Source organism: Cyanobium sp. WKJ7-Wakatipu (assembly GCF_024345355.1).
In the GTDB taxonomy this organism is placed as follows: Bacteria; Cyanobacteriota; Cyanobacteriia; order PCC-6307; family Cyanobiaceae; genus Cyanobium_A; species Cyanobium_A usitatum.
Genome location: NZ_JAGQAY010000031.1, coordinates 17,357 through 28,511, shown reverse-complemented (window position 1 = coordinate 28,511; position 11,155 = coordinate 17,357). Strand labels below are relative to the sequence as shown.

10 protein-coding genes are annotated in these 11,155 nt (G+C 65.2%); 5 read left to right on the top strand and 5 right to left on the bottom strand.

All coding sequences use genetic code 11. The annotated features are described in order from the left end of the window. Positions 1-153 precede the first annotated feature (153 nt). Together hemB and KBY83_RS13230 are read right to left on the bottom strand one after the other, a co-directional pair. Complete coding sequence (hemB, locus tag KBY83_RS13235; protein ID WP_255019991.1) at positions 154-1,155, bottom strand: porphobilinogen synthase; 1,002 nt, start codon at positions 1,153-1,155, stop codon at positions 154-156. 25 nt (positions 1,156-1,180) lie between these two features. Continuing rightward, positions 1,181-2,149, bottom strand: a complete 969-nt coding sequence (locus tag KBY83_RS13230; RefSeq protein ID WP_255019989.1) for a DnaJ C-terminal domain-containing protein — start codon at positions 2,147-2,149, stop codon at positions 1,181-1,183. A 171-nt stretch (positions 2,150-2,320) separates the two neighbouring features. Between KBY83_RS13230 and KBY83_RS13225 the strand changes: the two genes are divergently transcribed. The 3 genes from KBY83_RS13225 (at position 2,321) to KBY83_RS13210 (ending at position 4,994) form a co-directional block, all read left to right on the top strand. Next, positions 2,321-2,773 (top strand): hypothetical protein, encoded by a 453-nt coding sequence (locus tag KBY83_RS13225; RefSeq protein WP_255019987.1) that lies wholly within the window; start codon positions 2,321-2,323, stop codon positions 2,771-2,773. A 19-nt stretch (positions 2,774-2,792) separates the two neighbouring features. After that, the gene (locus KBY83_RS13220) at positions 2,793-3,161 is read left to right on the top strand and encodes a hypothetical protein (RefSeq protein ID WP_255019986.1); all 369 of its coding nucleotides are present in this window, start codon (positions 2,793-2,795) and stop codon (positions 3,159-3,161) included. 666 nt (positions 3,162-3,827) lie between these two features. Further along, a complete protein-coding gene (locus tag KBY83_RS13210) occupies positions 3,828-4,994 on the top strand; it encodes a class I SAM-dependent RNA methyltransferase (RefSeq protein ID WP_255019984.1) in 1,167 nt (388 codons plus the stop codon). On the opposite strand, the gene KBY83_RS13205 is transcribed toward KBY83_RS13210, so the two are convergent. Both KBY83_RS13205 and KBY83_RS13200 read right to left on the bottom strand, forming a co-directional pair. Further along, positions 4,991-5,377 (bottom strand): phage holin family protein, encoded by a 387-nt coding sequence (locus tag KBY83_RS13205; RefSeq protein WP_255019982.1) that lies wholly within the window; start codon positions 5,375-5,377, stop codon positions 4,991-4,993. The genes KBY83_RS13210 and KBY83_RS13205 overlap by 4 nt on opposite strands. After that, on the bottom strand, positions 5,374-5,796 hold the full coding sequence (locus KBY83_RS13200) for a glycine zipper domain-containing protein (protein WP_254960439.1): 423 nt from the start codon (positions 5,794-5,796) through the stop codon (positions 5,374-5,376). Before KBY83_RS13200 ends, KBY83_RS13205 begins: the two co-directional genes overlap by 4 nt. 117 nt (positions 5,797-5,913) lie before the next feature. Between KBY83_RS13200 and smc the strand changes: the two genes are divergently transcribed. Then, positions 5,914-9,534, top strand: a complete 3,621-nt coding sequence (smc, locus tag KBY83_RS13195; RefSeq protein ID WP_255019981.1) for a chromosome segregation protein SMC — start codon at positions 5,914-5,916, stop codon at positions 9,532-9,534. 68 nt (positions 9,535-9,602) lie between these two features. Beyond that, complete coding sequence (locus KBY83_RS13190) at positions 9,603-10,667, top strand: PRC-barrel domain-containing protein (protein WP_255019980.1); 1,065 nt, start codon at positions 9,603-9,605, stop codon at positions 10,665-10,667. A 31-nt stretch (positions 10,668-10,698) separates the two neighbouring features. On the opposite strand, the gene msrB is transcribed toward KBY83_RS13190, so the two are convergent. Beyond that, positions 10,699-11,142, bottom strand: coding sequence for a peptide-methionine (R)-S-oxide reductase MsrB (msrB, locus tag KBY83_RS13185; protein ID WP_106632602.1), 444 nt, complete (start codon positions 11,140-11,142; stop codon positions 10,699-10,701). Positions 11,143-11,155: the final 13 nt, after the last annotated feature.

The following is an 11,155-nucleotide window of genomic DNA, read 5'->3' as shown; positions in this document are numbered from 1 at the left end:
TGCTTCCGCTTCAACCGGCGTTTCTCAATGGTTGCGATGACGGAACGGATCGCCAATGCAGTCTGCTGCTGCACGCCTTGCACGGAGCGCGATCTCAGGCTTGCGGAGGCTTATGGGTAATCACGAATCCAAAAATATCGGGAAATAATAAAATTACCCCTGGCGCAGCCACTGCGCAGCATCACAGGCGTGATAAGTGAGTATCAAATTAGCGCCAGCCCGCTTAAAGCACAGAAGGGTTTCCAGCACCACGGCCCGCTCGTCGATCCAGCCCTTTTCAGCGGCGGCCTTCACCATGGCGTATTCACCACTTACGTTGTAAGCCGCAATTGGCAGCTCGGTTTCGCCACGCAGACGGTAGATGATGTCTAGGTAGGCAAGGCCAGGCTTAACCATTAAAATATCAGCGCCCTCCTGTTCATCGAGCAGGGCTTCGGTGAGCGCTTCACGTCCATTGGACGGATCCATTTGATAGGTTGATTTATCATTCGGAATTGGCTTGCCCGCGCCAACCCGAGGGGCAGAATCAAGAGCTTCGCGGAAGGGGCCGTAATAGGCGGAAGAGTATTTAGCTGTATAGCTAATAATGCCGATATGCTCGAACCCCTCCTCATCGAGGGCTTCGCGGATAGCCCCAACTCGTCCATCCATCATGTCGCTGGGGCCAATCAGATCCGCCCCGGCCCGAGCTTGGGCAACGGCTTGGCGACAGAGAATCGCCACCGTTTCATCGTTGAGCACTACCCCTTCCTCGCTAACGATGCCGTCATGGCCGTCACAGGAGTAGGGATCGAGGGCCACGTCCGTCATGATCGCCATCTCGGGGTGCACCTCCTTAAGCCGGCGAATAGCTCGGGGTATCAGGCCACCTTCGTTGAAGCATTCGGCGCCGTCTTCGGTTTTAAGGCCATCGGCCACCTTGGGGAACAGCACAACGCAGCGGATGCCCAAGTCCCAAGCGCGGCCCACCTCCTGCACCAAGCCTTCGAGGCTCCAGCGCATAGCTCCTGGCATGGCACCAATTGGCTCGTTGGTGGCGCCTTCGTGCACGAAGAGCGGATAAATAAAGTCGGTAGCACTTAGGTGATGCTCCCGCACCATCGCCCGCAAAGCCGGGGTGCGGCGCAATCGGCGGGGACGGTAGGTGAGCTCCATGAAAACGGCCTGGCTGGCGTGGATCCTAGAGACGGGCCGCCTGAATCCAGCCAGAGCGGGGATCGGCGCTGCGGGCAACACGCAACTGCTCCAGCAGCTGGCGCTCCTCGGCGCTGAGCTGCTCAGGCAACTTCAGCACCGGCGTAAGCAGCAGGTCGCCGCGGCCATCCTTGAGGGGCCAGCCCTTGCCCTTGAGCCGCAGGCTGCGGCCCAGGGTCATACCAGGCGGCACCTGCACGGAGGCCTCACCGTCGGGGGTCGCCACCCGCACCTCACCGCCGAGGGCCAATTCATCGAGGCTGAGGGGCAGCTCAGCGCGCAGCTGGTCGCCATCGAGCTTCCACACAGGATGCTCCTGCAGTTGCAGGTTGAGGTACAGGTCGCCGCGGCGGCCGGTGCCGGGCTGCAGGTTGCCCTTGCCCTTCAGCCGCAGGCGGCTGCCGTGCTTCACCCCTGGCGGGATGCGCACCTGCACCCGCTCGTCGTTGACGGCCAAGGTGCGCTCGGAGCCGCGGAAAGCGTCGGCAAAGGAGAGGCTGATGCTGGCTTCTGCATCGAGATTGATCGGGGCGCTGCGGCCGACGCCAGGCATGCCGCCAGCAAAGCCACCAGGGAAGCCTGAACTGAAACCAAAACCGCCCGGGGCACCGCCGGGAGCGGGGCCGCCAAATCGACCTAGCAGGTCGTTGATGAAGTCGTCGAAGTTGCCATAGCGGCCAAAATCAACATCAACGCCGCCACTGGCCGAGCCACCGCCCGCCTGGCTCCAGTACTGGCCAAATTGTTCGTAGCGCCGGCGTTTATCAGGATCGGAGAGCACTTCATAGGCCTCGCTCACCTCTTTGAACTTGGCCTCAGCCCCAGCATCGCCGGGGTTCACGTCCGGATGGTACTGACGGGCCAGCTTGCGAAAGGCGCGCTTGATGGCGTCGGCATCAGCGCCACGCTCAACCTCGAGGACACTGAAGTAATCGCGGTAGCCGTTCGCGCTCATCGACCCCAAAACCACCGCACCTGTTAAGTGTCTCAGCCGCTGGGAACTTCCGCTGGGCCAAGGAAGGGCGGAAGGCCGAACGCGGCGGCGCGGCCATCGGCTGTGTTTTGCCCACACACACAGGCAAAAGCAAGCAACGGAACTAGTTTTGATTGTTGCTTCTGGAAGCTGATGTCCTGGTTTGGCTCCCTGCGCTCCGGCCTGCTTATCGCCCTCAGCACTGTGCTGCTTGGCTTTACGGCCACTGCCAGCGCCGGTAGCGGCGGCACAACTTCCGGCAGCTCCACCACTGCCACCTTGGGGGAAGCCCTTTCTGCTTCTACGCCGGAGCAAAAAGAGCTAAGTGCCCACCTGCGCGCTAAGGGAGCTGTTTTTTATGGCGCCTGGTGGTGCCCGGCCTGCTTCCAGCAAAAAAACCTGTTTGGCAAGGAAGGGGGCAATTCCCTCCCCTATGTGGATTGCGACAAAACTGACGATGGCCGTAGCCGCTGCATGGCCGCCCAGATACGGGCTTTCCCGACCTGGGACCTGGCGGGCAAGGAGCGCCGCGAAGGCGTACAAACAATTGAAGAGCTCAAAGTGTGGAGCGGCTTTACCGGAGCTGCCAAGCCAAGCCAGCCTTGATTCCTAGTCGCCTCTCAATATGTCTTCGAATCTGCTGAAAGCAGCTCTGGTTGCGGCCGTCTTTTTGCCAGCCGGCAATGCAATAGCCCAAGGATTGGCGCCCATGGTTGGAGCCAGCGCTATTCAAGGCACCCTGCAGGGCACCTCCATGCCTGCTTATTCAGGTGCGCTCGATAAAGCCCGCAACACCGTCAACACCGCCACCACCCAGCAAGCTGCAGCAGGTTCAGGCTCCAGCCCAGGCCCTTCCTCCGCTCCGGTTAGCTCAACTCAAAAAACGGCTAGCGGTGCGTCCAGCGGCGCTTCGGTAAACGGCCAGGCGATTCCGTTTTGCTCCCATGGCGGCCTATGCCAGGGCGCAGTGATGCGGGCAATCGGGCGACCCTGAAGCAGCTGCCGTGCAAACCCTGCGCTCCCTGGGCGATCTCTGAAGCGCAAGGCTCAGAACAATCCTGGGGTTCTTAGTTGCGAGTTAGGGGCGAGGCGCTCGAGCGGCGCAGTGAATCTGAGCCGCTGCTCGTCCCAGGCTGCCAACAGCGCAGCCAAGGCAACCAGCGCAACCAGGCCAATGCCTAAAGAGAGACCTGGGCGCCTCGATCGGGAGCGCCGCTGACGCCGGGGCGTCTGGACTGCCCCCAGCGGCCTGGCGCAACCACCACACACCAGTCGTCCAGCCAGGCTGCGATCCGCCTTAACCGACCAACTGCCGCAGTGGGGACAGGCCATCGCTCGGACGAGCTGCAATGGGAAGGCCCCTTCCAGGGCCCATGGATCATTTGGGTGATAAGGCTGACCTCACCCCATCTCCCTTACAGGGTCAGGCAGCCACAGGGGCGGTCTGACGGGAGAAAGCAACGATGTTGTTCGCTGTTACGTGTGTGCTCTTACCGAGCAGGCTTCAGTCACCCTCCTTATACCCCGTCGAAACCATTGCAGCCCCGTTTAAGTGGAGCTGAGCGGAATCGAACCGCTGTCCGAAGCACTGGTGTGAGCCACCTAGTCAGGCCGAAACCTGACTGGTTCATTGTGGCAGCAAGCAAGGGCAGGCGCAGGGGTGGGCATCACCGAACCAAACAGCACATCAATCAGCGGCATAGCGGTTGTGCCACCGGGGCTCGAAGAAGCCGCGGCAGCTGAGCTCACGGCCTTGGGCTGCCAAGCCGCAGCACGCCTACGCCGGGCCGTGCGCTTCCAAACAGACCTGGCTGGCTTCTACCGGCTGCACCTGCAAGCCCGCCTGCCCTTCCGGCTCCTGCTTGAACTGGCTCAATTTCCCTGTCGCAGCAAGGACGAGCTCTACGACGGTGTGCAGCGCGCCGTCGACTGGAGCCGCTGGCTGCCTCCTGGCGCCACCTTCCGCGTCGATGCCACCGGCAGCGCTCCTGGCCTCAACCACAGTCACTACAGCGCCCTGCAGGTCAAAAATGCCCTGGTGGATCTACAGCGCCAGCAGTGGGGCGCCCGCTCCTCCGTTGACCTGGATGATCCCGACCTCTCCATCCATCTGCACCTTGGCGGCGGCGAAGCAGCCCTGAGCCTCGATGGCAGCGGCGGCAGCATGCACCGCCGCGGCTACCGGGCTGCCATGGGCCTGGCCCCGCTCAAGGAAAACCTCGCCGCCGGCCTGATCGCCCTCACTGGCTGGGATGGCTCGGTGCCCCTGGCCGACCCCCTTTGCGGCTCCGGCACCCTGCTGATTGAGGCGGCCTGCATGGCCCTGGGCCGGGCGCCGGGTCTGGGCCGCCGCTTCGCCCTGGAGCGCTGGCCAAAGTTCGACTCCCAGCTCTGGCAGCAAGAGCGGCAAGCGGCCAGCTCCCTGGCCCTAGAGACGCTCCCCAGCGGAGAAGCTCTGGCGCCGATCGTTGGCAGGGAGCAAGATCCCGGCGTGCTTGATCAAGCCCACAGCAACGCTGAGGCTGCCGGCATCGCAAGTGCCCTGGAACTGAGCCTGGGCGACTGCCGCGACTTCGTGCCTCCGCCAGGGCCGGGCATCTTGGTGTGCAACCCGCCCTATGGGGAGCGCATCGGCGAGCGTGATGCTCTGGAGCCTCTCTACGCCGACCTGGGCCGCATGGTGAAAGAGCGTTGCGGCGGCTGGAGCCTGTGGCTGCTCAGCGGCAACCCGGAGCTCACCGGCGCCCTCAAAATGAAGGCCAGCCGCCGCATCCCAATCAGCAACGGAGGCATTGACTGCCGCTGGCTGCACTATGAGGTGCGTTAACGACCCAGGATTGCGCGAGTGGTTTTACTGAGACCTGCGGTGGTCTGGGGCAGGTAGGGCCCCTTGAGCAGCTGGCCGCCCACCCGCACAAACACCCCGGCCAGCACCAGATCCAGGGCAGCCACCACCAGGGCGGCGTGGATCCAACTCAGCCCCTGGGCGTCGTGCAGCCACAGCAGCAGGGCCAGCTCGGCGCCGATCAGCGCCAACAGCAGCAGCGCCAGGCCACCGCTGAGCAGCAGGCCACCGCTGATCAGGCGCCGCTTCTCCCGGTCCACTTCCTGCAGGGCGATGCGCACGTGCAGGTCCATCACCGAGGTCATCAAGGCACCGACCCGGCCGGCCGCCACCCGGGCAGGGCCTGGCGAGTTCGGATCCGTCATGAGGAACGCCGGCCCGAGGCGAGCAGCAGACCGAGCAGCACCCCGACGCCGGTGGCGATGCCGATCGCCATCAGCGGACGCTCCCGCACCGGCTTCTCAATGCGAGGCCGCAAGGTGGTGTTGAGCTCATCGAGCAGGTTTTCCAGCTGGGCCTCCAAGGGCGCCAGGTTGTCCGCTAAGCGGCTGGTCTGGTCCCCGGCCACCTCGAGCAGCTCAAGCAACTGGTCCTTCACCGCACTAGCGGTGCGGCCGGTCTGGCTGGAAATCACCTCAACCACTTCATCAAAACTGCCCCGGGTGGCCTCCAGGGTCTGGCGGGCAACGGCCGGCCACTCCCGCTGAATGGTGGGGATCAGGGTCTCAAAACGGTCGCGGAAGCCCTCTGGGCTGGCGGCGCGGGGAGGCGTTTCAGCGGTCATGGCAGTTCTGCGGTCATGGTGAGAGAGGGCGACTGCGAAGCTCAGACCACAAGGTAAGGAGGGGGTTGAGCTTTCGAAACCCTCCGCTACATTTCTGCTGCTCGGCGCACGGGCCTGTTGGTTCACATCAATCAGGTCGAGCTCACCCACTTCAAGTCCTTTGGCGGCTCGATCACGATCCCGCTGCAAGAAGGTTTCACGGTGGTCACGGGCCCCAACGGCTCCGGCAAAAGCAACATCCTTGATGCGGTGTTGTTTTGTCTGGGCCTAGCCAGCAGCCGCGGCATGCGGGCAGATCGCCTGCCGGATCTAATCAACAGCGCCATGCTGCGCGAGGGCAAGGCCGCCGAAACCTCGGTGAGCGTGCGCTTTGACCTCAGTGAGTGGCAACCCGACCAGGCCGAAGCTGGCCTGGAGCCGCCCGAAGAAGGGCCCTGGATCAAGCCAGGCCAACAGGAGTGGACGGTGAGCCGGCGCCTGCGGGTTGCCCCCGGCGGCACCTATGCCAGCAGCTTCAGCGCCGATGGGGTGAGTTGCAATTTGCAACAGCTCCAAAGCCAGCTGCGGCGCCTACGGGTGGATCCGGAAGGCAGCAATGTGGTGATGCAGGGAGACGTCACGCGCATCGTCTCGATGAGCGCCCGGGACCGGCGCGGCATCATCGACGAGCTAGCTGGTGTCGCCCTATTCGACAGCCGCATCGAACAGAGCCGCGGCAAGCTTGATGAGGTGCAAGAGCGTCAGGAGCGCTGCTCAATCGTGCAGCAGGAGCTGCTCAGCTCCCGCCAGAAACTTGAGCGTGACTGCGCCAAAGCCCGCACCTATCAAGACCTGCGCCAGCGCCACCACAACGGCCGCATGCAGGAGCAGGTGCTGGCCTTTGAAGCAGCCCAGGCGAACCAAGCTGCCCTGCGGCAACGCAGCGCCAGCCTCGCCAGTCAGCAACAGGCTGAACGCGAGGCGATCAGCGAGGGAGAAACGGGCCTGGCTGCCGCCGCCACCGTGCTCGAGCAACTCCAAGCTGAGGTAAAAGCCCTAGGTGAAGATCAGCTGATCGCCGTGCAGGCCGAGCTGGCAGGCCTGGAGGCCAGTGGCCGCGAACTAACCCGCCAGGCAGGCAAACACCAGCTCGATGCCGAGGCCCTGCAACGCCAGCGCCACGAGCTGGCCCGCACTCAGGGCGAGCTGCGCCAGCAGCAGCAGGCCCTCGAGACCAGTTCCGACCAAGCCGCTCTCAGTGATGCCGACGCCGGCTGCCGCGATGCCGAAGCCGCCGTGGAGCTATCGCGCCGCCGGCTTGGCGAGGTGGCGGGGCGCTCCGGCAGCTGGTTGGAAGAACAGCAGCAGCGCAGCCGCGCCCGCCAGCAGCTCGGCGAGCAGATCAGCCCCCTGGAGGCCGAGCGTCAGCAATTACAGGAGCGGCTGCGGCAGCACCAGGAGCGCCTGGCCGAGCTCGGCGCCGAAGAGCAGCAGGAAGGGGCCAGCCATCGCAGTGCCCAGCAGCAACTGGAGGCCACCGAAAGCAGCTGGCAGCAAGTGCTGGAAGCCACCCGCCTGGAGCAGCAGCAGGTGCAGGAGCTAGCCGAAGCCCTGGCCCTTCAGCAGCGAACCCGCAGCCGCCTCGAGCAGGAGCAAACCCAGCTCGAGCGCGAAATCGCCCGGCTAGACAGCCGCCGCGACACTCTGCAGGAAAGCCGCGGTACCGGCGCCCTGCGGGTACTGCTGGAGGCTGGCATGGACGGCATCCACGGGCCGGTGGCCCAGCTCGGCGAAGTGGAGGAGCGGGTGCGCCTGGCGCTGGAAGTGGCCGCCGGCGGCCGCCTCGGCCAGGTGGTGGTCGACGACGACCGCATCGCCGCCCGGGCGATCGAGCTGCTCAAAAGTCGCCGGGCAGGCCGGCTTACCTTCCTGCCGCTCAACAAGATTCGGGGTGGCTCCGGTAGCGGCTCCAGTGGTAGCGGCGGAGCCGCCCTGCAACGCGGGGGAGCAGCAGGTGGCCCTGCAAGCGGTGGGCTGGTGGGCAAGGCGGTGGATCTGGTGGGTTACGAGCCCGTTTACGCCGAGGTGTTCCGCTACGTCTTCGGCGACACCCTGGTGTTCGACAGCCTGGCCAATGCCAGACGCGAACTGGGCCGCTGCCGGGCCGTGACCCTCGACGGCGAACTGCTGGAGAAGAGCGGCGCCATGACCGGCGGCAGCCTGCAACAGCGGGGCAGCCAGCTCAGCTTCGGCCGCAGCCAGGACGGCGACGAAGCCGCACCCCTACGCCAGCGCTTGCTGGAACTGGGCGAGAGCCTGCTGGCCTGCCGGCGCAAGGAAGCCGAGCTGGGCCAGCAGCTCGAGGCCCTGCGCCCCCGGCTGCTCTCACACCAGCAGCGCCAGGCGGGCCTGGAGGCCGAGCGCAGCGCCGCCCAGCGGGCCCTAGCCCCCCAACTGCAACGCCAGCAGCAGCTGGGCAGTCGCCTGGGCCAACTGCAGGAGGCCTTGCAGAGCGATCTGCAGCGCCAGCAGCAACTCGAATCCCTGCTGTTGCCGTTGCAGCAACAACGCATCGCCTTGGAAGAGGCCGAAGCTGCAGTGCAATCCTCCGGCGATGCAGCCCGCTGGCAGGGACTGCAGAGCGAGCTGGAGGCGGCCGACTCGGCCCTGGCCGCGGCCCGCAGCCAGCGTGATGGGCTGCTGGCGGCCCGGCGCGAACGGGCCCTGAGCGCCGAGCGCCTCAGCAACCAGCTCGAGGCCCTGAGCGCCGATGAACAGCGGCTGGTGGCCGCTGTTCACACCCTGGTGGAGGAGCGAGCTCGCTGGAAAGAGCAGCACCAGGCGGATCAGGAGCGGCGCAGCACCTTGGCAGCCGAGCAGCAGCAGCTGCAAACCCGCTTTGGCGAAAGCCGCCGCGCCCGCGATGCCGCCGAAGCCCAGCTGGCCGCCCAGCGCCAGGCCCTGCAACAGCGCCAATGGGAACTGCAACGCCTCGGCGAGGAGCTCGAATCGCTGGCCGAACAGCAGCGTGGCGACCAGCTGCGCCTCGAACAACTGGAGCGGGAACTGCCTGAGCCAAGGCCGGAGATTCCCGCAGAAGTGCGGGAGGCGGGTCTGGAAGCCCTGCAGGCGGAGCTGCGCAGCCTGCAGGGCCGGATGGAAGCCCTCGAACCGGTGAACATGCTCGCCCTCGAGGAGCTTGAGCAGCTCGAAACCCGCTTGGCGGAATTAGAGGAGCGGCTCGAAGTGCTCAGCAAGGAGCGCGAAGAGCTGCTGCTGCGCATCGAAACCGTGGCCACCCTGCGCCAGGAGGCCTTCCTTGAAGCCTTCACAGCGGTGGATGGCCATTTCCGCACAATCTTTGAAGGGCTATCCGATGGCGAGGGGCACCTGCAGCTGGAAAACCCGGAAGCACCCCTTGAAGGTGGCCTCACCTTGGTGGCCCACCCCAAGGGCAAGGCGGTGCGGCGTCTCAACTCCATGAGTGGCGGCGAGAAATCGCTCACGGCGCTGAGCTTCCTGTTTGCCCTGCAGCGCTTCCGCCCTTCGCCCTTCTATGCATTAGACGAAGTCGACAGCTTTCTCGACGGCGTCAACGTGGAGCGCCTCGCCGCCCTGATTGCCGGCCAGGCAGACCAGGCCCAATTCATGGTGGTGAGCCACCGGCGCCCGATGATCGCCGCCGCAACCCGCACCATTGGTGTCACCCAGGCCCGGGGCGCCCACACCCAGGTGGTCGGGTTACCGCCCGCTGCCTGAGCCGCCCCTTCCCCAGCGGAGCAGGTGAGCCACAATGGGCCGACTGGGCCACGGGTACGACCCTTTCATTGACCTCCTCCATCCCCCCTTCCTCCGATCCCGGGGCAACGGCTGCCGCCCCAAGTGATCGCCTCTGGTTGCGCTCCGAGCTGATGGGCACCCAGGTGATCACCCGCGACACCGGCCGCCGGCTGGGCGTGGTGGGCGAGGTGGTGGTGGATATCGACCGGCGCGAAGTGGTGGCGCTGGGCCTGCGCGACAACCCTCTGACCCGCTTCCTGCCAGGCCTGCCGCGCTGGATGCCCCTCGACCGGATCCGCCAGGTGGGCGATGTGATCCTGGTTGATTCCGCCGATTCGCTGGCGGAGGGCTTTAACCCTGACCGTTACGGCAAGGTGATCAACTGCCAGGTGATCACCGAAGCGGGCGACCAGCTGGGCCGGGTGCTGGGCTTCAGCTTCGACATCGAAACCGGCGAGCTTGCCACCCTGGTGATCGGCGCCCTGGGAGTGCCCCTGCTGGGTGAAGGCGTGCTGAGCACCTGGGAGCTCACGGTTGAGGAAATCGTCAGCAGCGGGCCGGATCGAATCATTGTTTACGAGGGCGCCGAAGACAAGCTCAAGCAGTTGGGCTCCGGGCTGCTCGAGAAGCTTGGTATTGGTGGGCCGAGCTGGGAGCAGGAGGAGAGGGATCGCTACCGCACCGGCATGGTGCCCGTGGAAAACCAACTGGCTGCAGGCCAGCCGGCAGTGCAGGAACAGCGCCGCATCCAGCCGGCCACCAGCCAGACCTTCGAGCCCGATGAGGAGTTCGATTACGTCGAACTCAATGAGCAGCGCCAACGGGAACCCCTGCGCCAGCGCCGCTACCTCGATGACGAGGAGGAGAGCCGCTACGAGGAATCACGTTACGAAGAGCGTCCAGCTGAACCCAGTCGCCGCCCTCTGCAGGCCGAACCCCTGCCAAGGCAGGTTCGCCCCCTCGAGGCTCGATCTCTTGATGCTCGACCACTTGATGCTCGACCACGAGAAACTCGCCCCCTAGAGAGGCGGCCAGCCCCCACCCCTTACCGCGAACCCCTGGATGTGGAGGCTGAAGACCTGGCCAGCAACGACCTAGAAGATCCCTGGTGAAATAGTCCAGGATCGAGGCTCAATAGCCCTCTCAGCTCGCCTTGAAAGCCAGGGACGCCGAATTGACGCAGTGGCGCTGACCGGTTGGGGCCGGGCCGTCGTTGAAGACGTGGCCAAGGTGGGCGTCGCAATTAGCGCAGCGAATTTCGGTGCGCACCATGCCGTGGGCCTTATCGGTGTGGGTGCTGATGGCAGCAGCGCTCACCCCATCCCAGAAGCTGGGCCAGCCGGTACCGGAATCAAACTTGGTGGCGCTGCTGTAAAGCTCGGCATCACAGCAGATGCAGTGGTAGCTGCCATTGCCCTTCTGGTTCCAGTAGGCGCCGCTGAAGGCACGCTCGGTGCCGCCCTGGCGGGCAACCCGGAACTGCTCAGGCGTCAGCTGCTGGCGCCACTGCTCCTCGCTGGCCCCGCGGGCCAAGCCACTGTCGAGGCCGCAGGCTGAAGGGTCGGAAGAACTAGCAGCGTCGGCCATCGAACTCAGCGAA

Bases quoted from the DNA above. Each gene is read 5' to 3' on its own strand.
- hemB (WP_255019991.1), bottom strand. From the start codon at position 1,155: ATGGAGCTCACCTACCGTCCCCGCCGATTGCGCCGCACCCCGGCTTTG.
- KBY83_RS13230 (WP_255019989.1), bottom strand. From the start codon at position 2,149: ATGAGCGCGAACGGCTACCGCGATTACTTCAGTGTCCTCGAGGTTGAG.
- KBY83_RS13225 (WP_255019987.1), top strand. From the start codon at position 2,321: ATGTCCTGGTTTGGCTCCCTGCGCTCCGGCCTGCTTATCGCCCTCAGC.
- KBY83_RS13220 (WP_255019986.1), top strand. From the start codon at position 2,793: ATGTCTTCGAATCTGCTGAAAGCAGCTCTGGTTGCGGCCGTCTTTTTG.
- KBY83_RS13205 (WP_255019982.1), bottom strand. From the start codon at position 5,377: ATGACGGATCCGAACTCGCCAGGCCCTGCCCGGGTGGCGGCCGGCCGG.
- KBY83_RS13200 (WP_254960439.1), bottom strand. From the start codon at position 5,796: ATGACCGCTGAAACGCCTCCCCGCGCCGCCAGCCCAGAGGGCTTCCGC.
- msrB (WP_106632602.1), bottom strand. From the start codon at position 11,142: ATGGCCGACGCTGCTAGTTCTTCCGACCCTTCAGCCTGCGGCCTCGAC.